This is a genomic window from Nostoc sp. JL23, assembly GCF_017115065.1.
Classification (GTDB): domain Bacteria; phylum Cyanobacteriota; class Cyanobacteriia; order Cyanobacteriales; family Nostocaceae; genus Nostoc; species Nostoc punctiforme_A.
The window spans coordinates 22099-47956 of the sequence record NZ_JABXKN010000154.1; the positions used below are offsets into that span (position 1 = coordinate 22099).

Annotated in this window: 21 protein-coding genes; 6 read left to right on the top strand and 15 right to left on the bottom strand. The window is 43.1% G+C overall.

The features are described 5' to 3' along the window. Window positions 1-11: 11 nt before the first annotated feature. Window positions 12-266 carry a photosystem I reaction center subunit PsaK gene (psaK, locus tag HWQ42_RS34260; protein WP_292733470.1) on the bottom strand — a complete coding sequence of 85 codons (255 nt, stop codon included), beginning with the start codon at window positions 264-266 and terminating at the stop codon, window positions 12-14. Window positions 267-380: 114 nt separating this feature from the next. Here psaK and HWQ42_RS34265 point away from each other — a divergent pair, with 114 nt between their 5' ends. Continuing rightward, window positions 381-1025, top strand: a complete 645-nt coding sequence (locus tag HWQ42_RS34265) for a phosphoribosylanthranilate isomerase (RefSeq protein ID WP_292820342.1) — start codon at window positions 381-383, stop codon at window positions 1023-1025. A gap of 43 nt (window positions 1026-1068) precedes the next feature. On the opposite strand, the gene folE is transcribed toward HWQ42_RS34265, so the two are convergent. The 5 genes from folE to HWQ42_RS34290 all read right to left on the bottom strand — a co-directional run bounded on the left by folE (window position 1069) and on the right by HWQ42_RS34290 (window position 5924). Then, the gene (gene folE / locus HWQ42_RS34270; RefSeq protein ID WP_292733475.1) at window positions 1069-1776 is read right to left on the bottom strand and encodes a GTP cyclohydrolase I FolE; all 708 of its coding nucleotides are present in this window, start codon (window positions 1774-1776) and stop codon (window positions 1069-1071) included. A gap of 107 nt (window positions 1777-1883) precedes the next feature. Further along, entirely contained in the window at window positions 1884-2609 is a 726-nt protein-coding gene (locus tag HWQ42_RS34275; protein ID WP_292820345.1) for an SDR family oxidoreductase, read from the bottom strand. Between the two features lie 355 nt (window positions 2610-2964). Then, window positions 2965-3945, bottom strand: a complete 981-nt coding sequence (locus HWQ42_RS34280) for an acetyl-CoA carboxylase carboxyltransferase subunit alpha (RefSeq protein ID WP_104907940.1) — start codon at window positions 3943-3945, stop codon at window positions 2965-2967. Window positions 3946-4050: 105 nt separating this feature from the next. Beyond that, window positions 4051-5070 carry a long-chain acyl-[acyl-carrier-protein] reductase gene (locus HWQ42_RS34285; RefSeq protein ID WP_292820348.1) on the bottom strand — a complete coding sequence of 340 codons (1020 nt, stop codon included), beginning with the start codon at window positions 5068-5070 and terminating at the stop codon, window positions 4051-4053. A gap of 155 nt (window positions 5071-5225) precedes the next feature. Beyond that, entirely contained in the window at window positions 5226-5924 is a 699-nt protein-coding gene (locus HWQ42_RS34290) for an aldehyde oxygenase (deformylating) (RefSeq protein ID WP_292820351.1), read from the bottom strand. 180 nt (window positions 5925-6104) lie between these two features. Between HWQ42_RS34290 and HWQ42_RS34295 the strand changes: the two genes are divergently transcribed. The 3 genes from HWQ42_RS34295 to HWQ42_RS34305 all read left to right on the top strand — a co-directional run bounded on the left by HWQ42_RS34295 (window position 6105) and on the right by HWQ42_RS34305 (window position 10094). Continuing rightward, window positions 6105-6932: a carbohydrate ABC transporter permease gene (locus HWQ42_RS34295; protein WP_292820354.1), complete on the top strand. Its 828-nt coding sequence runs from the start codon at window positions 6105-6107 to the stop codon at window positions 6930-6932. Between the two features lie 204 nt (window positions 6933-7136). Continuing rightward, window positions 7137-7463 carry a hypothetical protein gene (locus tag HWQ42_RS34300; RefSeq protein WP_292733489.1) on the top strand — a complete coding sequence of 109 codons (327 nt, stop codon included), beginning with the start codon at window positions 7137-7139 and terminating at the stop codon, window positions 7461-7463. A gap of 168 nt (window positions 7464-7631) precedes the next feature. Then, on the top strand, window positions 7632-10094 hold the full coding sequence (locus tag HWQ42_RS34305; protein ID WP_292820357.1) for a filamentous hemagglutinin N-terminal domain-containing protein: 2463 nt from the start codon (window positions 7632-7634) through the stop codon (window positions 10092-10094). Window positions 10095-10791: 697 nt separating this feature from the next. Here the strand turns inward: HWQ42_RS34305 and HWQ42_RS34310 are convergent. Beyond that, entirely contained in the window at window positions 10792-11823 is a 1032-nt protein-coding gene (locus tag HWQ42_RS34310) for a hypothetical protein (RefSeq protein WP_292820360.1), read from the bottom strand. Window positions 11824-11985: 162 nt separating this feature from the next. Between HWQ42_RS34310 and moaA the strand changes: the two genes are divergently transcribed. Next, a complete protein-coding gene (moaA, locus tag HWQ42_RS34315) occupies window positions 11986-12972 on the top strand; it encodes a GTP 3',8-cyclase MoaA (RefSeq protein ID WP_292820363.1) in 987 nt (328 codons plus the stop codon). Between the two features lie 59 nt (window positions 12973-13031). On the opposite strand, the gene rpsD is transcribed toward moaA, so the two are convergent. After that, on the bottom strand, window positions 13032-13640 hold the full coding sequence (rpsD, locus tag HWQ42_RS34320) for a 30S ribosomal protein S4 (protein ID WP_012408407.1): 609 nt from the start codon (window positions 13638-13640) through the stop codon (window positions 13032-13034). A 461-nt stretch (window positions 13641-14101) separates the two neighbouring features. Here rpsD and HWQ42_RS34325 point away from each other — a divergent pair, with 461 nt between their 5' ends. Next, complete coding sequence (locus tag HWQ42_RS34325; RefSeq protein WP_292820365.1) at window positions 14102-14755, top strand: hypothetical protein; 654 nt, start codon at window positions 14102-14104, stop codon at window positions 14753-14755. 234 nt (window positions 14756-14989) lie between these two features. Here HWQ42_RS34325 and HWQ42_RS34330 read toward each other — a convergent pair whose 3' ends face one another. The 7 genes from HWQ42_RS34330 to HWQ42_RS34360 all read right to left on the bottom strand — a co-directional run bounded on the left by HWQ42_RS34330 (window position 14990) and on the right by HWQ42_RS34360 (window position 25837). Further along, window positions 14990-15154 (bottom strand): hypothetical protein, encoded by a 165-nt coding sequence (locus tag HWQ42_RS34330; protein ID WP_292733509.1) that lies wholly within the window; start codon window positions 15152-15154, stop codon window positions 14990-14992. A 496-nt stretch (window positions 15155-15650) separates the two neighbouring features. Continuing rightward, a complete protein-coding gene (gene hetR / locus HWQ42_RS34335; protein WP_094349731.1) occupies window positions 15651-16550 on the bottom strand; it encodes a heterocyst differentiation master regulator HetR in 900 nt (299 codons plus the stop codon). 134 nt (window positions 16551-16684) lie between these two features. Next, entirely contained in the window at window positions 16685-16873 is a 189-nt protein-coding gene (locus HWQ42_RS34340; RefSeq protein ID WP_292820368.1) for a hypothetical protein, read from the bottom strand. Window positions 16874-18482: 1609 nt separating this feature from the next. Then, complete coding sequence (locus tag HWQ42_RS34345; RefSeq protein WP_292820371.1) at window positions 18483-20816, bottom strand: EamA family transporter; 2334 nt, start codon at window positions 20814-20816, stop codon at window positions 18483-18485. 912 nt (window positions 20817-21728) lie between these two features. Further along, on the bottom strand, window positions 21729-22997 hold the full coding sequence (locus HWQ42_RS34350; protein WP_292820373.1) for an inorganic phosphate transporter: 1269 nt from the start codon (window positions 22995-22997) through the stop codon (window positions 21729-21731). Between the two features lie 133 nt (window positions 22998-23130). Next, window positions 23131-24177 (bottom strand): zinc-dependent dehydrogenase, encoded by a 1047-nt coding sequence (locus HWQ42_RS34355; protein WP_292820498.1) that lies wholly within the window; start codon window positions 24175-24177, stop codon window positions 23131-23133. Window positions 24178-24412: 235 nt separating this feature from the next. Beyond that, on the bottom strand, window positions 24413-25837 hold the full coding sequence (locus HWQ42_RS34360) for an efflux RND transporter periplasmic adaptor subunit (RefSeq protein WP_292820376.1): 1425 nt from the start codon (window positions 25835-25837) through the stop codon (window positions 24413-24415). Window positions 25838-25858 lie beyond the last annotated feature (21 nt).

Here is a 25858-nt window from a genome sequence, read left to right on the forward strand (position 1 = left end):
TCATCACAAAATTATAGACGACCGATGTTAGTCAATCCTAAAACGATACCAATGCCAATAATATGACCAAAAGCCATCGCTGCAACGAATGTTGGAATACTAACGGGCAGGATGGGGAACTTGGGGCCAACTAAGGGTTTTTCAATCCTAGTACTTAGCAAAAGAACTACTAAGCTACTAATGCTGATGATAATGCCTACTGTAGGATTCCACGCAGGTGTTGCGGGAACAGTTTCAGCTGCTGCTAGTAAAATAGATGAAATCAAGCTTTTGTCTCCTAAAATCTAGACCTACAAGATTATAAAATTACCAAGGCACAAAAGTTTTTCGGATAGTTTAGACTTTCTTGATATTATTTTAAATTTGTTGTTAAATTTTTTATGCGCGTTAAGATTTGCGGCATTACTCAACCACAGCAGTCTATAGCGATCGCCTCTCTAGGCGCAACGGCACTAGGATTTATTTGTGTGCCAAACTCACCTCGTTACGTGACTACATCCCAAATTCGGGCAGCAGTGGCAGAACTCCCCGCAAATATTGACACAATTGGGGTTTTTGCCAACGCTAGTATCCCTGAAATCAGTCAGATAGTTGCTGATTCGGGATTGACTGGTGTGCAGTTACACGGAGATGAATTACCAGATTTTTGCTACCAACTACGTCAAGCTTTACCCAATGTTGAAATTCTTAAAGCACTCAGAATTCAGAGTCTTGAGCATCTTGACACAGCGGCTGATTACACAAAACACGTAGATACTTTACTACTCGATGCCTACCATCCTGAACAACTTGGTGGTACAGGCAAAACCTTAGATTGGACAATGCTAGAGCAATTTAGCCCCAATTGCCCTTGGTTTTTAGCTGGGGGATTAACAGCAGATAATATTGTCGAAGCCCTAAGTCAGGTAAGTCCTAGCGGCGTTGATTTATCTAGCGGTGTAGAACGCGCACCTGGAGATAAAGATTTAGATAAAGTAGCGCTTCTATTTCAAAGCCTAAAAAACATTGATTTACTTAGAAGTTAAGAGTGATAAGTTGTAAATGTACTCTTAACTCCTAACTCAGCACTTAAAAGAATGCTGGTTGGTGGCGAATCAAGTTAAAAAATTCTTCGCGGGTTTTATGCTCCTCTTGGAACACACCAACCATTGCGCTAGTGACAGTCCAAGAACCTGGTTTCTGAACGCCACGCATTACCATGCACATGTGGCTAGCTTCCATCACTACAGCTACACCTTGAGGTTCTAGAATGGTCTGGATAGCTTCGGCAATTTGACGAGTTAACCTCTCTTGTACTTGTAAGCGACGGGAATACATCTCAACAATCCGGGCCAGCTTACTCAGTCCGACAACTTTTTGGTTGGGAATATAAGCAACGTGCGCTCTACCCATAAATGGCAGCATGTGGTGTTCGCACAGACTAAAGAAGTTAATATCTCTAACAAGTACCATCTCGCTATGCCCTTCATCAAAGATGGCATCGTTAACGAGTTCTTCAAGGGATTGGTTGTAGCCACTGGTCAGAAACCGCATTGCCTCGGCTACTCGTTTGGGTGTTTTCAGGAGTCCTTCGCGTTCAGGATCTTCGCCAACGCCCAATATTAGTGTTCGCACGGCATCCTTCATTTCCTCCATCTGTTCCTCTTTTGGCGGGAACACATCCGGTTGTCGCCCGTTATGAGTATTGCGATCGGGTCTAGGAGTTATGGCTTCTGCCAAGTCGGGAATCAGAGGTGATTGAGAGCAATTGGAACCGTTGGAACTAGCAATAGTCATGATTCAGTCTTGGTTATGGTTTTAATTTAGTTATGAGTTATGAGTTATGAGTTAAAAATTCTAACTCCTAACTCCTAACTCCTAACTTCTAACTTCTAACTTCGCAATTAGAGTGCGCCAGCACTGGGCATCAGTGTCAATTCATCAATAACTGCCTGTTGTGGTAACAGAACTGTGTAGAGAATTGACTCAGCCACAATTTCCGGGGTTAACATCTTGGAACGGTCTAAGTTGACATGGACTGTTTCTGTATCCCAAAGTTCGGTATTGACTGCGCCAGGACAGATAGCTGTGACACGAATGCCGTGAGTGCGTTCTTCTTGTGCCAGGGTTTGAGAGAGGGCTATCAAACCAGCTTTACTGACGCTGTATGCTCCCCAACCAGCAAAGGGTTGCTTGGCGGCAATTGAGGCGACGTTGATAATTGTGCCTATGCCTCGATCGCGCATTGAAGGTAAAATCCCCACAATGCACTGAAACACACTGGTGAGATTCAAGTCAATTACCTGCTGCCAGCCCTCTAGGGGGATTTCGCTCAAAGCGCCTGTATAGGCGATGCCAGCATTGTTTACCAGAATGTTTATATCACCAAAGTCAAGAGCGATCGCTTGGATCTTTTCTTTGACTTCGGAGATCCGCGCTAAATCTACAGCATAAGCTTTCGCTTCCACCCCAGTATGCTCTACGGCTTCTCTTACCGCCTCCAATTTATCCAAAGAACGGCTGACTAAGGCGACATCTATTCCCGCTTTCGCAAAGGCTAAAGCCGTTGCTTTCCCAATTCCACTACTTGCCCCAGTAATCAGGGCGCGTTGTTTTTGCTCAACACTCATGGTGTCTCCCAATTTTTTGGCAGTTCCCAAAACCTATTACCATCCAATTATTCACACTTCTCGGTTTGGATAGATTAAAGGAATCTAAAAATCTGATGATTTCCATTAAGCAAATGCTATGATGCAGCACAATAGTCCCCATATTGTGGGTTTTAGGATTGAAGACAACAACTTGTTGCCTGGAAAACCACGCCGTACATTCAAATTAGATTATTTACATAAGACAAAACCCACTCAATCAAATTGAGTAGATTCGCCAAACATGCAAATGCCTATGGCTAGATTGTTAAAAATCTTTAAGCACATAGGCAATTATAGCATTTCTGCTTTACTAATAAATGATTATGCAGTGCCGTTAGTGGGCAACTTCTGTAAAAACACCAATTTTGCGGAATTTTTCATAGCGCATTTGGCGGCGTTCTGGAGCGGTTAAACGGTTGAGCTCGTCTAAGTTTTCCATCAGCACCTGCTTGAGAGTGGTAGCGGCTTTTAAGGGGTCAGAATGAGCGCCACCAGTGGGTTCAGGCAGTATTTGATCAATAATTCCCAACTTTTTCAAGTCATGGGAAATAATTTTTAGCGCCACGGCGGCTTGGGGAGCCTTACCAGCATCTTTCCACAAAATTGCAGCGCAGGCTTCGGGAGTGGCGACGGTATAAACGGAGTGTTCAAACATGAGTAAGCGATCGCCTACACCAATACCAAGGGCGCCACCGGAACCACCTTCACCGATAACTGTGCAGATAATTGGCACATCTAAGCAAAACATTTCTCGCAAGTTGTAAGCGATCGCTTCTCCTTGACCTTGGTGTTCTGCTTCTACCCCAGACCAAGCTCCTGGTGTATCGATAAAGGTTAGTATCGGCATACTAAACTTGTTGGCGTGTTCCATCAACCGCATAGCTTTGCGATAGCCGCCAGGATAAGGCATTCCAAAGTTACGGGCAATATTGTCTTTAGTATCGCGTCCTTTTTGATGACCCAACATCACCACAGGTTGCCCACTCAGACGACCAACACCACCAACTAAAGCCGGATCGTCACCACCACAGCGATCGCCATGCAATTCCATCCATTCATCACTAATTGCCTGAATGTAATCGAGAGTACTGGGGCGACGCGGATGACGAGCGACTTGTAATCGCTGGGACGGGGATAGACTAGTGAAAATTTCCTCACGTAGTTGCATGGCGCGTGCTTCTAGTTGACGAATTTGACCAGAAACATCGACGCCATTTTCTTCTGCAAGTTGCCGAATTTGATCGATTCGGGTTGCGAGTTCTGCTAGGGGCTTTTCAAAATCTAACAGTAGCGGTTTACGCTCGGTAGTTGCCATCGTAGGGGTTATAAGTACGAGTTATAAGTTATCTATCCTTTGTCCTTTGTCAGTTGTCAGTTGTCCTTTGTCCTTTGCAAATGACAAATGACTAATGACCAATGACTAAACCAGCAGCGGTCTAAATCCATGTTTCACTGATACCTTACCAATCTGCTCCATTTTGTCTACGGTAATCTGATTCCGTCCCCACGAAAAGTTCGTGTATAACTTCTCAAATTCCAGCAGCATTGATTCGGCAAAACAAGCAAACATCTGGCGGGCTGGCACGTCCATATTGACGATTTTCATAATTTTCCAGTCAATATCTAGGGAATGCTCTACAATCCCACCATTTAACACAAATACACCAGGATGCTGTACTTTTGTTGCTAAGTTTTTAGGATAGCCACCATCAATCAATAAACAGGGTTGTTTCAAAGTGGTCGGGTCAATTTCCACGCCTCTGGGCATACTCGCAACCCAAACTACAATGTCAGCTTCAGGCAGTGCTTCTGTCAAACCCATGATTTTTCCTCGCCCCAGTTCGCCTTGCAGTTCTTTGAGGCGTTCTTGGTCGCGGGCGATCAACAAAAGTTCTTTGACATCTGTTTTCGCATCTAACCAGCGGGTAACTGCACTACCAATATCTCCAGTTGCCCCACATATAGCAACAGTCGCTTTTGACAGATCGATTCCCAATTGTTTGGAGGCTTCTTCCACCTGCTTACAAATAATGTAGGCAGTATGTGTGTTTCCTGTAGTGAAGCGTTCAAACTCTAGTTTAATGTTGCGGACTTGGCTAAACTGGTCTAACTTAAAGTTTTCAAAAATAATCGACGAAAATCCGCCTAAAGCTGTAATGTTAATGCCGTGCTTTTGTGCATGAGCCATAGCGTTGAGGACTTTGCGTGTTGCGGCTTTGATGCGCCTACTAGCCAGCATCTCCGGCAAAAAGCAAGATTCTACATACCGTCCTTCAATTTTTTGCCCAGTTATACTGGTGACAATAATGGTATCGACAATTTGCGGTGGGGCGCTGCACCAAAAGTCTAGCCCTTGATCGGCATATTCTGGGTATCCCAATTCTTTAGCAACCGATTGAGCGTGTTCTAAACTAGTCAGATGTCCAATTAGACCAAACATGTAGTGATTATTAGGCTTATGCTGTTTTGAGGGCGTGGAATATTATGTTAAGTGTTTCAGCAGTCCTGAGTTCTGAAGTTCTGATAAATTTGAACTATTCAGCACTCAGCACTCTTGTACAGACGCGATTAATCGCGTCTCTACTCAGCACTCTTTTAAGCGGCGATGAGTCCGTAGGCTGACAAGCGCATGATGTCGCGAGTCGTGAAGCCTATGTTACTTAATGCTTCACCGTATTGAATCATAAAGTCTTCTACTAAAGCATCTTTTTCCATTGCCATTGTGTGGGCATCACCCTCTACTTGGTTGAGCATTCTCCAGACTATAGGTAGGTTATGGCGATTTGCAAGTTCAAGTTCGGCTTTGGATTCTGTGAAGTGTTCTTTCAACCAAACTTCTCCAAAGTTGAGGTGGCTATACTCATCTTTTACTACTCCTTCCGTTATTTTGCGGGCAAAGGCGTCGGCGACGGGGATGTAAATGTTATATGCTGCGATCGCAAAACATTCGATAATCAAAGACTGAATCAACAGACAAGTGACGACTTTCCCTTCCGCCGCTGCTGTTTGGAAATTCTGGTGTAGTCCAGAGAAAAATTCCTTGGCAAATTGCAAATCTGGGGTGACTTCCAAGTTGCGCCCACAAGCTTCAAATCCTTTCTTGTGTCGGCTTTCCATCTTGGAGAGGCGAATCAACTCATCATGAGATTCTGGCAGCAGTTCGGCTAATGTGATGTAATTTTCATGGGCTTCTTGTTCCCCTTCAATCACGATCGCATTAATCCGGCTATAAGCATCTTTGTATGTTTCGCTCTTGAAATCTAAAGAATTAGATTGGTCTGTCAACTGCTGCATGGTTATCTTTACTCCTGTAAACCTGAATTATTTGACACTACGATTGAATTTCCTCTATGAACTGAGGGTAACAATTACTGTGGTTTAATTTAACTTAACAAGTAGACTATGTTTATAGATTAATTGTTGCTGGGGGCAATGCTCTAGTACTAGCGAAATAAATGCTTTGCAGTCTAAGTTATGTTCAAACCAAACTGGAATCTGAAATCTGGGGATTTTTTGAGCCTAGTAATCTTACTGCTAGGGGCATTTATCGTTCTAATACCGCTGTTTGTGGTCTTTCTCACCTCCTTTGCACCGTCGGTCGCCAGCCCAGAAAATTTGTCCAAAAATAACTGGTCTTTAGCAAATTACCGCGTTGCGTGGCAACAGGGAAAATTTTTGCTGGCGTTTGCTAATTCTACCTTGGTAGCGATCGCTGTGACGGCGTTTCAGATTGTCACTTCTGCTTTGGCTGGTTACGCCCTAGCACGATTGAAGTTTCGAGGACGCCAAGCACTGCTATTAGTCGTTTTAGCAACTTTAGTGATTCCCTTTCAGTTATTGGTGATTCCCATCTTTTTGGTATTGAAGTGGGGACACCTGATAAATACATACTGGGCGCTGATTTTACCCACTGCGGTTAGCGGATTTGGGATTTTCTTATTACGTCAGTATTTCCAGACAATTCCCGTGGAATTAGAGGAAGCCGCAGCTATAGATGGAGCAAACCGACTGCAAATTTTGTGGCGGGTGATGTTACCTTTAGCCCGTCCAGCACTGGTGACGCTGTTTTTGTTCACCTTCATCGGTGAGTGGAATGATTTGTTTAAGCCTCTGATATTTACGACAAGACCAGAATTAAGGACGGTGCAACTAGCATTGGCTGAGTTTCAGGAGCAATTTACGAATAATTGGCCCTTGATGATGGCGGCAGTGACAATAGCCACAGTTCCAGTGATGGTATTATTCCTCATCGGTCAGCGTCAATTTCTTCAGGGTATTGCGGCGACGGGGATTAAGAATTAGTGGGGAAGGCGGTAAGTGGAAGCCCGATTTAGTTACTAGACGAGACGCCCACTCGACAATAAATAATTTGAATTGGTATTACTAAAAAATAGCTGTAAAGAAAATTCCACAGGAAAGTTATGAACTTTTATGACACTGAGCGTAATCATTGCTAACTAAACTGAAGCAATAATTATACACATCCCGTCAGGAACGAAAACACTCATGAGTTCTCAACAAGTCATAGATCCTCAAATATTACAGCAGTTACAAGAAGAGATTCAGCAGAAAATGGATGAAAGCCTAGAAAACGCTGACTTACACTCAGTGCTTGAAAAGTACGGCTTATTAGAATATAGAGTCTTGAGAATTCATTGGCAGTGTAATCTCGATCCCAATCAACTCAAATCTGATGATGCAGTTGATGAACAGCAACCCAATGCATTATTGGCAGAAACTGCAAGACCTTCAATACCAGAAATTGTGTTAGTGAAAAAATCATTGTGTATCCCTTGCCCATCAACTGGCAGCCCTTTAGGCTGTAACTGCTAAATAATTTAATCTTCGGACTGCAAAGAGTTTATTCTAGTGAATGTAAAAATACTAAACTTTGCTTTTGTGTAGTATTTAGGTTACAGAGATAACATCAACTTACTAACATCACTACTTAGCAAAAAGCTGTATTTTAATAAACTCTGATGTTTTGAGCGCCAGTTTTTCATGTCTCAAAATCGAAGCAGTTACCACTGGAAATTAGGAATAGTGAGTACTTTAGTAATTGCTAGAGTGCTCACTTTTGCTGAGAGTTTTGCCTTAGCTCAAATTCAAAAAGATGCCACACTTGGATCTGAAAGTTCAATCATTACACCAAAGCTCATCGATGGTCAGCCTATAGACCAGATTGATGGTGGAGCAGTTCGTGGTACAAGCTTGTTCCACAGCTTTGAAAAATTTTCTATCTCTGCGGGAAGGACAGCCCATTTTAACAATGCAATCAATATTCAGAACATCATCAGTCGGGTGACAGGCAATTCTGTTTCTAATATAGATGGCATTCTCAAAGCTAACGGTACAGCCAACATATTTTTGATTAATCCTAACGGCATTGTTTTTGGGCCCAATGCTTCTTTAAATATCGGCGGTTCATTTGTGGCTAGTACGGCGAGTAGTTTGAACTTTGCTGATGGTACAAACTTTAGTGCTATATCTGGTCAAACTGCACCTCTACTCACAGAAAGTGTTCCTATAGGTTTACAATTCGGAACAAATGCTCGACCTATCCGCAATCAATCCCAAGCAAGTCCCAACAATGCAATTAATACCTTCGGAAAAGGTGTTGGTCTACAGGTGCAGCAAGGCAAAACCCTAGCACTTATAGGCGGTGATATAACGCTAGAGGGTGGAAATTTAACGGCAAGTGGGGGAAGAATTGAGTTAGGAAGCGTTGCTGGCAATAGTTTAGTTGGTCTGAGTTCAACAAATCAGGGTTGGGCATTAGGATATGAAGGTGTTCAAAATTTTCAGAACATCAAACTCACCCAGCAAAGTGATATTCCATCTACTGTAGATACCAGTGGCAAAAGTGGTGGTAATATCCACCTGCAAGGACAACGAGTACTGGTAACTGACGGTTCACAAATTTTGGCTCTTAGCCTGGGAACGCAACCAGGAGGAAATTTGACAGTGAACGCTTCCGAGTCTGTAGAACTTGGACTAAATGCGTTCTTGTCTAGTGGAACTCTCGACACTGGAAACTCTGGAGATATAAATATCACTACCAGGAATTTGATTGTCAAAGATGGAGCGCAAGTTGTAATGTTCAATCTGGGGTCGGGATTGGCGGGGCAATTGACCATCAACGCTTCAGATTCCGTAGAACTAATCGCAGGCATCCCCATTTCTCCTTTGCCAGATGGTAGTGATTTAATATCTAGTGGATTATTTAGTGCAACTTATGGCGCTCAAAATGCTGGCAACATAATAATTAATACTGGAAAGTTACGTATTGAGGGAGGGGCAGCAATATCAACAAGTTCTGAGGGTATACTTGGGCGGTTTTCTAACCAATTGATACCAGCTACAGGAAATGGAGGAGATTTGATCGTGAACGCCTCTGAGTCCGTAGAATTAATTGGAACCTCAGCAAATGGTTCTAGGCTCAGTAGCTTGTTTGCTGGGACTCAAGGGCCTGGAAATGGCGGTAACGTGACCCTAACTACAGGGCGATTGATTATCAAAGATGGCGCGGCAATAACTGTGAGCAGTGAAGCTCGAAAAAATGTTAACTATCAAGGGGGTGTACCCAATTTCGGTCTAGCAGGCGAACTCAATATAAACGCTCGTTCCATCCTGCTGGATAAAGGAAAACTCACATCTAATAGTGAGTCAGGTAAGGGCGGTAACATTGCGGTACAGGTGGGGGACTTATTACTGATGCGTCGCAACAGTCAAATCTCTACTAATGCCGGAGGTGATAAAACTGGCGGTAATATCACTATCAATCTACCTAATGGCTTTCTCGTCGCCACTCCTTTCGGAAATAGCGATATTACCGCCAACGCCAACTTTGGTTCTGGTGGTAAAATTGCGATCGCCGCTAAGAATATCTTTGGGTTTGTGCCACGCACCCGTGCAAAGGTGGAGAGGCTCGATCCAAAAAGTATAAACCCGAATAATATACCAACAAGTGACATAACTGCATTTTCTCAGCAAAACCCTTCATTAAGTGGCACTGTACAAATCAACTCGCCAGATGCTGACCCCAGTAAAGGATTAGTGGAACTACCTGTAAATCTGGTTGATGCTTCGCAACAAATTGCTGCTGGTTGTAGTTCTGGTGGAGAAATAGGAAAAAGTTCATTTGTTACTACTGGGCGTGGAGGAATACAAGCCGATCCTACAGAGCCATTGATAGCTGATGATGCAGTGCTAGCAGATTGGATCGCGCTCCCTCCAGAGAATCAGAATCGTGCTGGTGGTATTCAGAAAAGAGCAGTTGTTCAGGCGCAGGGAAACACAGAAGAAAAATCACAGAAGGTTAATTCTGTCAATGAACCTACTCAAATTGTAGAAGCCCAAGGCTGGGTAATCGATGCCAATGGGAACGTGGTTCTGGTTGCTCAAGTACCCACTGCATCGCCTCATAACTCCTCGCTCGTCGCTACATCTTGCGGTGCTAATTAAAATTTGAGATTCTCATAACTTTTGTTGGTGCATTGGCGTAGCCCGCGGTACTGGCAGATTGGATCACACTCTCTCCACAGAGTCAGAATCGTGCTGGCGGTATTCAGAAAAGAGCCGTTGTTCAGGCGCAGGGAAACACAGAAGAAAAATCACAGAAAGTTAATTCTGTCAATGAACCTACTCAAATTGTAGAAGCCCAAGAGTGGGTAATGGATGCCAATGGGAACGTAGATTCTGGTTGCTCAAGTACCGACCGCGACGCCCCATAACTCCTCGCTCACCTCTAAATCTTGCCCTGCTAATTAGGCGTGAGTTCGACAAACCTCTCCCTACTTTGAACTAAGGTTCAAGCTTCTCCCCCTTTGATCTAAAGAGGGACAGGTTTTGCATAGTCAAACCAGGGAGAGGTCTTTGTCTTAAGATTGTTTTAGGATAAAGGCAATCAGCAATTGTGTAGGCGTAGCCAGCCGTAGGCATCGCCGAAATAGCAAATGCGTTCGCCGAAATAACAAATGCGTTCGCCGAAATAGCAAATGCGTTCGCCGAAATAGCAAATGCGTTCGCCGAAACAGCAAATGCGTTCGCCGAAATAGCAAATGAGTTCGCCGAAATAGCAAATGCGTTCGCCGAAATAGCAAATGAGTTCGCCGAAATAGCAAATGAGTTCGCCGAAATAGCAAATGAGTTCGCCTATTCTCTAATTCGTCTCCTGAATTTGCAAACGAACAGTGTGTTCAGTCGCACCACTAAGTTGCAATTCCATGATTTCACCACCCAGAGGTTCCAAGCAAGTGAGGAGCGATCGCAAGTTGGGTGTACTTGCGCCAGTATCTACATATAATCGATCTGCTAAATTACCGATCCGTTTCCAAGTCATGTACAATTTAGCGATCGTTTGTTCAATTTGCGATGCTTGATTTACCAAATCAGCAGCAATGCTCAAACAGCCGACTCTTTGCGCTTCTTCTAAAGCTGTTTCAATATCAACATTTTCCTGGGTTAGCGCCTGAACTTGAGCCGCCCCTTTCAGATATTTCGCCAAGTTACGCGCTTCAGTAGTTACCTGTTTCAGGGTATCCACATCAGGATTGGCAGCTATTTCCTTTTGGATAAACTTTTGATGCGATTCTGGCAGTTTTTCCATTTCCTTCACCAGAGGGGCAATGTAGCGTGGGGGAAGGGTGTTATCTGCTGCCTTTTCTTTGACTGATTCAGGTAATAAATCTGAGGACATGGCTGTCCATTCATCGCTGAGTTGACGCACTTCTCGCCTAGTGATGCGATCGCCTTTTTGGGCGGCTTCACTCACCATCTGTTGCACTTCTGGGACTGCTTTGGAGGTTTCGACAAATGCCCGTTTACTGAAGTTGTTCACAGATCCGGGGTCAAGTTTACCGTCTTCAATCAGAGTATCAGCACTATTCGCCAATTGAATCCAGGAGTATGCTTGACTTTTGCTGATTTCCCGCTCTTTTAGCCATCGGAGAAAGCCAGTACCGCGACCGTCACCACCCACTTTTTCTCTGTCGCGGATCGCCCGTAAAATTCGCCCCCGCCAGATTTCAGTTTGCAAATCAAAGCGATCGCATACCTGCCAAGCTATTTCTAGCTGCTGTTGAAAATCTGACTCTAGAATCTGTTCATCTTCTGGATCGGGCAGTTCAAAGCTGATATCGGCTGGCTGTAGTAAAGCAGCAGCAAGGTCGTTGATGGAGTCGGTATCTTGCACGATTGATGACTAACTAGTGGATGCGATCGGCTTATTATGCCACAATCTGTGGACTCTCACTTAAGGGGGAGTACGGTATTTTGAATTACAACAAATATAGTAGGAAGGGGTAAATCACTTTTGTAAAGTCTTTAATTAATCAGAGAGAATAAAAATAAAACGATGAACCAGGTAGACTACCTCCGCATTAGCTTAATCGATCGCTGCAATTTTCGTTGTCAGTACTGTATGCCAGAGGGAGTAGAACTGGACTATATTCTCAAGCAACAGTTATTGACTGATGAAGAACTACTCATCTTAATTCAAGAAGTATTTATTCCAGTAGGCTTTAATCGGTTTCGTTTGACTGGGGGGGAACCCTTATTGCGTCCGCGTGTGGTGGATTTGGTAGGTGCGATCGCAACTTTACCCCAAACTCAAGACCTCTCAATGACCACCAACGGTTTTTTGCTGGCTCCGATGGCACAAAACCTCTACAATGCTGGTCTGCGACGAATTAATATTAGTCTGGACTCTCTCGATCCTGATATTTTTGACCAAATTATCGGTAATCAGGGGCGTTCTCGTTGGCAACAAGTTTGGCAGGGGATTCAAGCAGCCCATCAAGTTGGATTCGACCCCCTGAAGCTGAATGTGGTGGTGATTCCTGGGGTTAATGACCATGAAGTTCTCGATTTAGCCGCCCTGACAATTGATAAACAGTGGCACGTTCGATTTATTGAATTTATGCCCATTGGTAATGTGCATTTGTTTGGCGATCGCGGTTGGGTATCTTCAGCCGATTTACGAGAACGTATTCGCGATCGTTGGGGCTTGACAGAATCTCAAGTTCGTGGTGCTGGCCCGGCTGATGTCTTTCAAATTCCCGGTGCGAAGGGGACACTAGGATTTATTAGTCAGATGTCAGAATGTTTTTGCGATCGTTGTAATCGGATGCGCCTGAGTGCTGATGGCTGGCTGCGTCCCTGTTTATTGAATGAAACTGGTCAAATAGATTTAAAAACTGCCCTGCGTTCTGGCGTCAGCACCGCTCAATTACAAGAGCAGGTCAGACATTTACTCGGAATCAAACCAGAAATTAACTTTAAACAACGCGATTCTGGCATTTCAGGTACATATACCCGCACCATGTCGCAAATTGGCGGATAGTAATTGGTCATTTGTCCCTTGCAAATAACTAAGGACAAATGACTAAGGACAAATGACTATTACGCTTGTCGTGAGTAGTATTCCACCACAAGTAGTTCATTAACTTGTAGTGCCACCCATTCGCGCTCAATAACGCTGTTGACTTTACCAACCAACTTATTTTTGTCAAATTCCAAATGACTGGGGAGGTTTGCCAAACCGGGATATTGCAAGTTAGCTTCCACCAACTTCCGGGATTGTGCCCGATCTCTGACTGCAATTACTTCGCCAGGACGGCATTGGTAGCTGGCAATATTCACTACACGACCGTTAACAGTTACGTGACCGTGATTTACCAGTTGACGAGCGGCTGGGATAGTCGGGGCTATACCCAAGCGGAAAACAGTATTATCCAAGCGCATTTCTAGCAATTGCAGCAGCACTTGTCCGGTAGAACCAGTAACACGTCTGGCTTTTCGCACATAACGGAGCAATTGCTTTTCTGTCAAACCGTAGTTGAAGCGGAGCTTTTGCTTTTCCTCTAAACGGATAGCATATTCAGAGCGCTTCTTGCGATTCTGACCATGCTGCCCAGGTGGGTAAGCGCGTCTGGCGCTTTTACGAGTTAATCCTGGTAAGTCGCCCAAGCGGCGGACAATTCTGAGGCGGGGCCCTCTATATCGGGACATGAGTTTCCTTAATCTAATCCTGTTTAAACTTTACCCAAACATTCTATTTTGACATTCCACTGATGATAAATCAGCGGATTCTTGGTTTTTTGAAGGTGCTTGCTTTGGTATGACGTATCCTACCAATGTAGAGGCATCTCCTTTACGCCAGTTGCTTTAAGTCGGTTGAGCCGACACACTAGCTTCCAAGCCTGAATTCCGACGTGCCCCGCCGTACTACTGCCAATAAGTTTTTTGTGTTTATTTAGTTTCGTAGGCTACTCAATCATCAGATTGGTTTACGCAGTATTCTTACTCTGAAATACTTTTTACGTTGCCTACTTATCTTTCAAACAGCTATATTAACACAATTTTCGACATAATTAATTATATCTATACTTTACTACCGCCGAAATTCTTAGATTACAGAGGATTTTTAAGATATTTGAGTTAGCATAACTTTGGGTGTTTGGAGAATGGCAATGTCAATGAGCAAAAAAGTGGTTAGCAAAGGTAAGAACAAACAAGGCAGTTCCACCTCCAGGATTTTAACATTACCAGCTTTGGCTATAGCTGGATGTTTAACAATCTTGCCTAATGTGGCTGTTGCTGCCTCCTACAGGAATGATTATAGTGTCTGTGCGGGTCGCCTTTTGAGTGTGGGTGTAAAGGCAGAAGCGGCATCAGAAGGTTGTGCAGCAGCACTGCGTCCAAAAGATTTGGCTGCTTGTGTGGTGAAAATTGATAAGGAAACCCAAATTGCTGCTACAGATGCGCTTTCTTCTTGTGGCAAAGCTCGACGTCCTGAAGAGTTAGCAACCTGTGTAGTTGGTGTCAGCTTAAGTACTAAGGAAGAAGCTAATCCGACAGTTTTAGATTATTGTGGACGCAGTTTGTTACCCGTGCGCTTTGGTCAGTGTGTGGTTGGCTTGCGTAGTCAAATCGATTTTCCTGCTACTCAAGCGCTAGAAACTTGTATCAGTGCTGATGATAGTGTTATCGGTGCTTCATCTTCGTCTACACCGCCAACGATAATTCCTGCGGGTTCAAGTCCAAGTTTAGAGACTACCCCATTTCCAAACCAACCAGTTGTTCCAACCCAACCAGTTGTTCCAACTCAACCGGGCACTAATTAGATTACAGTGCTTTGTGTAATTGATTAAAAATACAGGCTGAATATAGAGTGGCTATTTGCCAACCTGATTCAGGGACTACCAAAAAATAAATCATCCGATTTTAATTTGTAGGTTGGGTTGAGCAACAGCGAAACCCAGCCTTATATATTTACAATGCTTCAACCTGCGCGGACAAGTCGGAAAATAGCAAGCCCTCAGTGGCTCCCCAACCTACACAACTTAAGGTTTTTGGCGTTAACCCAAGCGTATTGGATTATCGGTAGTTTGATCGTAGAGAAAGCGATCGCTTTGTCGCACTAGTCCCAAGTCGGAACAAGCTGGAATTGAAGCAATAATAGTTACTATATTTCTTACTTTGGTATCTATATCATCATCGAAAGGTTGAAGAAGTTTCAGCACCCCGCCCAAAAAAGCCGTCTTTTTGCCCTTCTCGATGATGCCAACACCTGGTCTTATTCAGACTACAAAGATATCACGCGAACCTTCAGGCGGATTGTACACTAATGCAACTTTCGTCAAACCGCTCTATTAGCTCGGACAAACTTCAGTACCACTTCTGCCACTTATAGGCATTCCGATACCTAGCACTGTTCCCAAAGTGTCCACTTACCAGGTAAGCATTCAAATAAATGAAAAATATTATCATGCTTCCCTCCAACGCAAAGAGGAGTTGGAGAGAGGTTAGTTGAACTCACGTCAGTTTTTCAGCTTTGGGAATTTTGCACAGTTTGCACAGTTAGTTATACTAGTACAGCACGGCGTAAATAAAGCAACTATTTCAAATCGCTCAAAAGCCTGTTTTCTAAGCTTTTTGACTTTTGACTTCCGCCTTATCGTTCAAAAGCCTGTTTTCTAAGCTTTTTGACTTTTGACTTTTGACTTCCGCCTTGCGGTACTAGTCTTCTCTTTCACCAAAAGCCGTCTGTAAAACCACTGCAATACCACCGTCTTGATGATATTTGTCTGCCCAGGCACGGATGACTTCATCTAATTCTTCCATCGCCTGATCCATTTTTTCTGGGAGGATATCAAGTTCTTCCAGCAAGCGCATGGCATTTCGTCGCCGTTCTGCCCAATTTTTCATCATGCGGAAATACCGAGCAGTATCTTCCACGGTGATGTGTGTACGTTCTTCATCGTCTGTTGGGGTATAAGAAAGACGGGTAAGCGCGTAGAAGGGCATTCCCCAAGGAGAATCAATCCGTGTTACCGTTCCTGAGTAAAGCAGACGGCGCTTGATATGCTCACCCAAAGCTTCACTCAAAGGCATTTGGTGTTCGGGTGGCAAGTCTTCTTGCGATCGCTTGTGTAAAAACTCGATCAAATCCAGAAACTCAAAGGAGCTAACTAACTGAGCATCAGGTAAATTACTGGGCAGTTTCTGCTCAATTTGTCTTTTTTCTTCACTTGTCAGATTAGTACCAGGAACACGCGATCGCCCCGGTTGCCAAGGATATTTTTCTAGCCAGACATAAGGCAATTGAATTAAATAGCGAGGTTCCTGAGAACCTAGCATTTTTAACAGTTTGCCTTCTGTTAGTGCCTGTCTGACTTCTTCTACAATAATTTTTACTCGTTTCGGCTCCAAGTGATGCAAGTGCCCTGTCATTCGCAGGTTTTGTCCCTGCTCTAGATAGGTCATGTAAATTGCACACTTTGCTGCTGTTGCGGCTGCGTCTAAAAATGCCCCATGCCTGTGCCCACTCGTCCGCATGGCACTAAAAGCCAGATAAAGCATGATCTGATCCATCGCACTGGGGTCAAGACGTTTGATCAGATCTATGTCGTTACTCATATTACAGACAATTGAATAGCACGTTTACAGAATTTTTAATCGAGTGAAAATAGGTAGTATACACCTGGCTGAAGGCTGTCTTTACTTCAAACTATATTAGTATGCGATAACGATGATATCGGTGGTAGCGCAAACTACCGTTTTCGCATATTTCCTGGTACAAAAGCAGAGTCGGTAGTTGTGACTATAACTGTCTCTGCATCTAACCGGAAAATTAAAGACACCACCAAATCCAACTTAACGGCGGTTTCTGTCCCAACAGTCAACAATGCTGCAATTAATCTCCAAAGCCTTTCAGTTTTCTGGTCTTTTTCATCTTTCAAGAGCAACAACGTCAAGCTGCTTACACCTAATTATGGCACTATGCCTACTCAGAGTAAAAACTAGTTTGCGCGGTTAATCTGGGATATCTGTTACTAGAAAAAGATGCTTTTTTTCAGCTTTAGCGAATTATTTGTAGTACATAAGTGACTAGAAATAATTGGGAATAGTCTCAAAACAAATCGCTTACCAGGTGTAGCCACATTTAGAGGTTGAGCTATACAGCTCGTTGTGAACTATCCATTCGGTTCACAACCTCCAGTGATGTCTCGGCTGTATCAGCCGTTGGCTTGAGGGAAGATAGTAGACATCAAATAGAGCAAATAATTCCAATTTCAAAATACCTGTTGTTTTTCAAATATTGTTCCTTATCATATCACTATTTTTGAGTTTTGAAATAAAATTGTGCATTTTAAAGTTTATAAATTAGGACTATTTAAATATTTGGTATTCGGCTTAAATCAAGGTTTGATGATACTTTTATATTTATTCCTAAATCCAAGTTTTATTTATTATTTTATATTGATTGTTGGACACAAAAAGCCGCGATTATTTCCAACTAAATCGCGTATTTATAAGGCTTTGGCGCTTGTGCTAATAACCGAAAGATTAGTTAATAGCCATACATATAATAAAACATTTTGGGTTACATCCGATGATTATTTAGAGACTTTTTAGCAATAAATTTATATTTTTTTCATGAAAAAATTTTAAACTTTCGCGATTTAATTAATTTATTGGCTACTTTAAGTATGTTTTTACCTCGCTATTTTATATATTTGAGAGACTTAAATTACGTAGATAGTTTGTTGCTGTAAAAGGAGGATAACCCTTAGCAAACTACGATATAAGCTTCGTTTTCTGGGTGTCTGAGCGATACCTACGGTGGGCTACGCCTACGCAGATTAAGTTGACTAGTATAAAACGACAGAAATAAAGATACCATCTTACGAAACACTATTAGTAAGTGGGTGTGAATAATTAAAGATTTGTCGTGACTTAGGGCGGTCTGGGAGCCTTGCCCATTAGCGACAAATAAAACGGAAGGATAGGGGCTTTAGCCCTCACTACAAGGCAATTTGATTGAAGTTACATTGCTTAATATAAGTTAGTTTATTCTTGCCGACTTACTTTGCCTCCCACGCTGAAAAAATAGGTAGGCTCACCGCCTAATATCAACAAAGTGCGTTTGGCTTGAAAAAACGAGTTACTCTAAACATTTGTGCGACTTCTCCATCTCTTAGTTCCAAAATGTGCTGCAATGGTCTTAACTCCTTGCGAATCTTCTTTCTGAGCAAGTACTCGTCTCAATTGCTGGAGTCAGTACTACTCATATTGCTTACATATACGTGTTTTCCCTACCTGTATCAGGCTAAATCCCTAAAAATATATTACAAGTCGATTTATTCTGAATACTGCTTGCCGATCTATTAAGTGTTATCTGCACCTATACAGCATTCTGAAATCACTCGTAAAAATTTAAATCCCCGACTCCTTTGAGAAGTTGGGGATCTTGAAGTTATAAGTGAGCGCATTAGCGTCAGGATTGATGCTGAGAGCGATGGAAGGTAAAGTAGTTCCCATCACTCTTAAGCTGATTGAACTCGCCATTTAATTCGTGGGACTAGAGGGTTTAACCTGATTTCGCATTGTTTCAAAGCTAAAAGCAGCCGCGCCAAAGGTTACAAATAACACTCCCAGAATTTGCACAATATCCAAATTTTCTTGAATGATTAACCCAGCGAAAATCACGGTTAAAACTGGGATGCTACCACCGATGAGCGCCGATCGCGAGGCACCTAGTTTACTAATACCAACATTATTGAGCAAATAACCTGCAAGGGTCAGCACACCCAAAATAAATGCGCTTAAAACCAGTTCCAGCATTTTAGTGGGGTCAACTACTACCAAGTTCCAATTGCTTGGCAAAGGTAGCATCAAACAGATAAAGCTCAACAACAGCATGGTAGTGAAGTTAATCAAAGTAAAAGTCACAGGATGCAGTTTGCTAGCACAGACTCGCGTCAGAATTATATAGGCAGCAAAAGCCACACCCGAAAGAATGGCGGTGCTGCTTCCCATTGAAGTATTACCGATACCGATGCTGGGAGAACCTCCTAAAACCAACAATTCACCGCAGCAAATCGCGGCGATCGCAGCGATGCGGAATAGAGTGGGGCGATCGCGAAACAGAAACCACGAAAATAGACCGCTAACCATCGGATAGATAAAGAACAGTGCGATCGCCATTCCAGTTGGGACTTGAGCGATCGCAATGTAGATTAGCACCTGAGATAAAAACAAAAAGCACCCACTCACAATTGACAACACCAAAATCTGCTTGGTAGCTGCATTGGCAGGTGTGGGATTTCCTCGGACTGAAGCAGACAAAGTTTCAAAGTCTTGCCACAGTCTGGGATGCAATATCGGAGACAAAAGTACCATTAGTGGTACAACTACCATAAACCGTAGCGTCAAAATTAACAGAGTATTGCCCAAAGTCGGCGGTAGCAACTGCTCTACTTCTAATACTCCAAAAATCTGGGAACCTTCGTGGAAAATCACCTTGATGGCTACGTTGTAAAGCGACGATACCACTGCCGATAAGACGATTAACAAAAAACCGATTTGGAGTGTCGATAAACCAGAAGAATTAGGCGATCGCGATTGTGGGGGTTTTGCTTCCGCCTGCGGTTCTGGCGCAGTGGTCGATGAGGATTCAGCTTTGCTTTGGGATACGTTCTTACGGCGGACAGAAAGTGGTTCAGTAGGAATCTTTAGAGAAGGTCGGATTATTCTCGGCTTTGGCACAGACGCGATCAGAGGCTCTGATTTCGTTTCGTTTTCCGGCGATTCCTGATTTAGGACAGAAATTGGCTCGGTGGCATTGTCTTTTGGTGGCGGAACTACAACCGCAGTAGGTTCTGATGGCGTTTCCTTTGGCGATAAATCCTGGCTGGGGACAGAAATTGGATTCGCGGTATTTTCTCTAACAATCGGCGGCTCTAATGTTGTTTCTCTTGCCGACAAATCCTTGCTGGGAGAAGAAATTGGATTCGCGATATTTTCTCTAACAATCGGTGGCTCTAATGTTGTTTCCCTTACCGACAAATCCTTGCTAAGAGAAGAAATTGGATTCGCGGTGTTTTCTTTAATAATCGGCGGTTCTGCTGTCGTTTCCCTTGGTGAAAATTTATTAGGGATCGGGGAAATTGGCTCAAGGGAATTTCTTACTACTTCCTCAAACTCTGGCAGGGATGTATCAACAGAACTGTTTTTTTGTGGCTCCGTAAACTGCAAAACAGTAGGTATACCTGCTGTTGCTGATTTGCGTGAAGTTTCTTCTATAGTTTTTTCTAGTTCTCCATGCAGGCGGTTAACAAACTCCGCCAAAATCGTTTCCCCTTGCTGCTGCTGGCTATACATCCGTGACAACTGTTGGGAAAGATTACTTTGATAGTTCTTCAGCTCCTGTTGTAAGGAATTAAAGGTAACAGTAACGGTGTCATCCAGACTGTCAAACATGTGTTCGACTTTTTCATTAATTTCACCTACTACATTGCTGCTTACTTCAGCAGACTTCAACGCAGCTTGTTCGTAAGATTTGCCCTCCATGCTTTGATTAGCTAAAGTTGCCAGAGAGGATTGCAGTTGTGAAGATATATGCTTTGCCAGAACTTCTGCCAGTTGCCGAATTAACACTTGCTGCTCAGTGATTTGGCGCACTTGTTGTAAATGCTCTTTTTCCTCTACCAAGCTTTGAATCTCATCAGATAACCGATTTTTTTCTGACTGAAGCCGCTTTACGTCTTCCTGCAAACCTCTGAGGACATTCTGCTGAAGATTTTCTAAGTCTTCAACTACAGCCCAAAGAGCATTTTCTGCTGCTCTAGATAGCTCCCCTCTGACTCTTGGGTTTTCTGGTTGCTTCTCGAATCGCCCCATTAGCTTCTAACCTCTAACACTTTGACGATAAAGCTGCTTCCCGTACACTTGATTGGCGGTCATCCTAATTTCCTGTATTTTGTCAGATAAATTAAAAATTTTAACAGCACTTCCGCATTTCAACGTAATTCTGTCATACTAGACACAGGTTAGCAAAGCATCTAAGTTTGCCACACAGCTTACTACACCGTGTTCTTTTCAGCATTGATAAGTATTTAACCATTAGATTTGGAATTTTGGTGAGGTATCACCCGTATTGGTGAGTCCACTTGCCGTCTTGGCGCTTTGCGTCGTTAGCGCAGCGTTAGCGAGTCTTCTCCCTTGGCGTTAGCCTCTCCCTTTGGGAGAAGGGAGAGGCTAAGAGCGAACGAGCGTCTGGCAAAGTGGCGAACCCGAAGGGCGGTTCCCATCGTTAGCGACGCTAGAGCGTTTGGGGGATTGCCCAACCAAAAGGGATTTTGGATCGATCGCCACGCCTGAAAGTCCCTTAAATAGAGACTTTTTTATTTTTGGTCAGTTTAATTTTCATAAATTATTTGCCAATGAAATTTTTACTTTTAAAAAAATCTCACTCCAAATAAATATTTATTGTTTTGCTGCCAATAATAATTGTCAAAGATTCACAGATGCGTGTGCGTAGGCGAATTGTCGCTGGATATCCCCACCAAATTGTCTGACTTGCGAAACTAGCTGTAAATTTGTGTGGAATGTAACTGGTGTGACAGTTTATATCTCTAAAGAGAGATTAAAGTATCCTTCTGTGGAAATTCAAAGTTACGCTATCCCCTGCACAACATTCTAATGAATGAGCAGCAATTCTGCAAAAACACGCTTTTTTTGGCGTTGTTGCAGTCTGGGTTTTGCTTTGAGTAAATTCCAGTAGAGGAAAAGTTTGGAAAATATTAATAATTCTTAGAAGAATAAAATCTGGGCGATGCTAAAAATGGCAGCGCTCAGGGCAGCACTCACGGGGATTGTAATTAGCCATGCGGCAGCAATACCTTTTAGTGTTTGAAACTTAATCGACTTAATATTTTGCACTAGTCCAATACCAACTACACCGCCGACGAGAGCGTGGGAAGTGGAGACTGGTAAACCTAGCCGGGAGGCGATGAGGATGGTAGTAGCAGTAGCAAGTTCGGCACAAAATCCACTACTAGGTTGCAAGGCAATAATGTTTTCGCCAATAGTGGCAATGACTTTTTTTCCCCAGACAGCTAAACCACCAACAATACCAGCACCACCAAGAATTAAAATCCAAAGGGGGATAATTATACCATCAATAGGTACGCTACCAGTACGATTGATGTAAACGATCGCAGCTAAAGGAGCGATCGCATTTCCCACATCATTAGAACCATGAGCAAAGGCGACAAAGCAAGCACTTAGTAGTTGGAATCGGGCAAATAATCTTTCTACTGGATTGGGGAATATTTCTCCCTTGTCTTCCTTATCTCCGCTCTCTCCCAATTGTCGCCAACTAATGATTGTGAGTCCAACGGCTGCGATTGCACCTGTTAACAGGGGGATGTCGTAAGCAGGGATCGTAAAACCAACTTGCTCAATTACAAAATTGGTTAGCGGTTCTGTGAGCGATGGTAAGACAATCACGCCGAATACACCTAGCAGCGCAGTACTCAACCAGGGAATCCACTCTTGTAACTGGACTACTTGATTAGGTTGATCTAAAATCCAGTGCTTGATTTGACTATAAAATAAAGCAGCGATCGCACCACTAATTAACGGCGTTAAAACCCAGCCAATGGTAATTAAACCAATTGATGACCAATCAATTGCACCTACTCCCAAAGCTACCCAACTAAATCCAGCGATCGCACCAACAACCGCATGAGAAGACGATACAGGTAAACCGCGTGATGTGGCAATTTGCAACCACACACCACAGGATATTAATACTGTTACCATCCCAGTAACGAATATTTGGGGTGTAGCTGCGAACAAGGCGGGATTAGCAATTTTCGTTGCTAGGGTTTCTGTTACCTCATGTCCAAACAACACAGCACCCGTAAACTCTAATACACCAGCAATTATTAGTGCTTGTTTGAGGGTGACAGCTTTGGAACCGACAGAGGTTCCCATCGCGTTAGCGACATCGTTTGCTCCGAGATTCCAAGCAACGTAGAAAGCTAGTAAAGCTACGAAAAGTAGGATAATAAGCATTTTGGGGAGATGAAGGAGATGGGCAATACGGTTCGGATAAGGTTTTTTGATGACACGCCCTAGATTGTAGAGACGGCGATTTATCGCGTCTCTTGCCTTAACCGAACCGTATCGGGAGATAAGGAATTTCCTTTTACGGGTAAATTAAGATTTTATAAGTATCTGGTGTGGGTGCGATCGCTTGCTCAACAGCTGCTGATAAATCTTTTAATGGATAGCGATCGCTAATCAACGCTTTTACATCAATTCGCTGATTAAACACAATATCGGCTGATAAACTCTGAAGCCGATAAGATGAGCTATAACTACCTATCAAGTCAATTTCTCGACGGTAGAGGATATTGGGATTAATGGGAATTTCCACCTCATCGGGGAATTCAGCGAAAAATAAGATTTTACCGCCTTTGCGGGTACTATCAAGTGCTTGAAAGAAAGCTTTTTCGCTAGGAACAGCCAGCAGAGTAATATCAACACCCAGTCCACCAGTTAAGGCAGAGATTTTGGCAGGTAAATCGGGATCACGAGCATCAAAAGCCGCCTCTGCACCGACACTCAAGGCTTTTTCAATTCTAGACGGTAGTAAATCAGTAGCGATCGCTTTTGCTCCGAAATACTTCACCAACATGATAAACATTAACCCAATGGGCCCAGCACCAGTAACTAATACAGTTTGTCCTGGGGCAATTTGAGCTTTTTTCACAGCTTTCAAGCAGCAGTTAGTTGGTTCTACAAAACTCGCTTCTTCAAAACTGATGTTATCCGGGATGGGAATCAACCCACCATTTTCCACAATATGTCCAGGAACCTTGACATAATCGGCAAAACCGCCGCCACTGGCGTTAAAGCCTGCGGTAGTGGAAATGTTTTTGTAAACATCGCACATCGAGAAATTATCATTTAGGCAGTAGGCGCAACGCATACAGGGAATGTGGTGCATCACTGCTACCCGTTGTCCAACTTGCCAACCTTTGACATTATTGCCTATTGCTGCGATCGTGCCGGCAGTTTCATGTCCAAAAATGCGCGGCGGTTCATATAGTGGATAACGAATTTTTTTAATATCTGATTGACACAACCCCACAACCCGCACCTGTACCAGCACTTCATCTGGTTCCACGGTTGGAACTGGGATATCTTCGTAAGAAAGTTGATTAACGCCTCTAAATACCTGTGCTTTCACGTTGGTTTTTCCCCGCTCAACGATACTAGATGTAGCATTAGTGGTCAACGTTAAGCTATAGGACTTACACAAAATATCTCTCAAACTCTGATTTCTCCGTGTCCTCCGTGCCTCTGTGGTAGCCTGCGGCAAGCCGAAGCGTCTACGTTATTCCATAACTCTTGCGTAGTCACGTCGCTTGCTTCCCCATTCACAAAGCGTCCCGTAGAGATGGGGTACGCTCCAAATTCAAAATTCAATTCTTAATCTTAGGCTTGGATGCAAGTACCTGAACCGATTTCCCATCTTGAAGAGCATCCGTAGGATTAGTAATTAACCTAACATTAGGGCTTAAACCAGAAACAACTTCAACTTCAGTACCATAATCTCGTCCAAGCTCTACTTTTTGATACCTAACTTTCTTTTCCTTCGTCACAGTGGCTACTTGTATACCATCTGCATTAATAACTAAGGTATTAGCTGGTACTAATAAAGGTGGATTGGCACGTTCAGCCTTAAAAGTCACTTCAGCATACATTCCAGGACGCAACACATTGTCTGAATTCTGTACTTCAATTTCAGTTAACAGGGTATTAGAAGTAGCATCTAAGACATCAGCAGTCCGAATAACTTTACCAGCAAAAGATTTTTTCGGTAGCTCACGAACACGAACAAGCGCAGTTTGTCCAGTGTGAATTGATTGCACAAAAGCCTGGGGAACATTAATTCGGATACGTAAATTCTTTGTCTGAGCAATCTTAAATAACCAGGAATTTCCACTATTATTATTGCTACCCGCAGAAATTAAAGCTCCTATATCTATGTTACGAGCAGTAATTACACCTGCAAAAGGAGCAACAATTTGTTTGAATGTTTGTAAAGAAGTTATCCGTTGTAAATCTGATTTACTAACACTCCTACTTGCGATAAACGCATTAATGTTAGCTTTTTGGGAATTAATAGCTGCAAGAGCAGTATTTACACTTTCTTGGTCTGAATTAACGCGAGCAATTAAAGTATCTACATTAGCTCGACTTGCATTAAAAGCACTTTCACGTTCATCAGCAGCTTGTGTAGTCACGGCTCCTTGGTTTTGAAGTAATTGCCAACGTTGCCAAGTTTGACGTGCTAGTTCTAGGTTAGTACGTGCTTCAGCTAATTCCGCTTGTCTAGCTTTTAAGTTAGCTTTTGTTTGAGAAAGATTACTTTGCTTTTGTGCTAAATCTGCCTGAACTTGAGCGAGATTAGCCTCAGACTTTGCCAATTCAGCACGAGCTTGCTGTATATCTTGGTCAGTTTCCGGGGCATCAATTATAGCTAATAGCTGTCCCCTATTAACACGTTCGCCAATATCCACTAATTTTTTTTGTAAATAGCCACTAGTACGGGCATAAATTGTGGTTTCTTGGCTGGCTTGAATACTGCTAGGTAGAACTAGTTCGGTGAAATTAGCAGCAACTTTTGGCTTAACTACATTAACCGAAGAGACTTTTTTTGTTGTAGATTTAGCGAAAGCATTTAATTCTGATTGCTTTTGTAAACGAGGTATAATACCAAGTGCTAAAAGTCCAGTAACAACTAAAGTAGTCGTAGCAATAATGGTGATCGAAGTGAAACGACTTTTTTTAGTCGTTGCTGCAATATCAGAATTATCAACTTGGGTATTTTCTTGAGTATCCATACTATAGAATTCTATTTGATT

Excerpts from the sequence above, each read along its gene's own strand:
- moaA (WP_292820363.1), top strand. The coding sequence starts at position 11,986 with ATGAACCAGGTAGACTACCTCCGCATTAGCTTAATCGATCGCTGCAAT.
- HWQ42_RS34305 (WP_292820357.1), top strand. The coding sequence starts at position 7,632 with ATGTCTCAAAATCGAAGCAGTTACCACTGGAAATTAGGAATAGTGAGT.
- HWQ42_RS34350 (WP_292820373.1), bottom strand. The coding sequence starts at position 22,997 with ATGCTTATTATCCTACTTTTCGTAGCTTTACTAGCTTTCTACGTTGCT.
- HWQ42_RS34360 (WP_292820376.1), bottom strand. The coding sequence starts at position 25,837 with ATGGATACTCAAGAAAATACCCAAGTTGATAATTCTGATATTGCAGCA.
- HWQ42_RS34275 (WP_292820345.1), bottom strand. The coding sequence starts at position 2,609 with ATGAGTGTTGAGCAAAAACAACGCGCCCTGATTACTGGGGCAAGTAGT.
- HWQ42_RS34345 (WP_292820371.1), bottom strand. The coding sequence starts at position 20,816 with ATGGGGCGATTCGAGAAGCAACCAGAAAACCCAAGAGTCAGAGGGGAG.
- HWQ42_RS34295 (WP_292820354.1), top strand. The coding sequence starts at position 6,105 with ATGTTCAAACCAAACTGGAATCTGAAATCTGGGGATTTTTTGAGCCTA.
- HWQ42_RS34300 (WP_292733489.1), top strand. The coding sequence starts at position 7,137 with ATGAGTTCTCAACAAGTCATAGATCCTCAAATATTACAGCAGTTACAA.
- HWQ42_RS34265 (WP_292820342.1), top strand. The coding sequence starts at position 381 with ATGCGCGTTAAGATTTGCGGCATTACTCAACCACAGCAGTCTATAGCG.
- folE (WP_292733475.1), bottom strand. The coding sequence starts at position 1,776 with ATGACTATTGCTAGTTCCAACGGTTCCAATTGCTCTCAATCACCTCTG.
- HWQ42_RS34290 (WP_292820351.1), bottom strand. The coding sequence starts at position 5,924 with ATGCAGCAGTTGACAGACCAATCTAATTCTTTAGATTTCAAGAGCGAA.
- HWQ42_RS34280 (WP_104907940.1), bottom strand. The coding sequence starts at position 3,945 with ATGGCAACTACCGAGCGTAAACCGCTACTGTTAGATTTTGAAAAGCCC.
- HWQ42_RS34325 (WP_292820365.1), top strand. The coding sequence starts at position 14,102 with ATGTCAATGAGCAAAAAAGTGGTTAGCAAAGGTAAGAACAAACAAGGC.
- HWQ42_RS34285 (WP_292820348.1), bottom strand. The coding sequence starts at position 5,070 with ATGTTTGGTCTAATTGGACATCTGACTAGTTTAGAACACGCTCAATCG.
- hetR (WP_094349731.1), bottom strand. The coding sequence starts at position 16,550 with ATGAGTAACGACATAGATCTGATCAAACGTCTTGACCCCAGTGCGATG.
- rpsD (WP_012408407.1), bottom strand. The coding sequence starts at position 13,640 with ATGTCCCGATATAGAGGGCCCCGCCTCAGAATTGTCCGCCGCTTGGGC.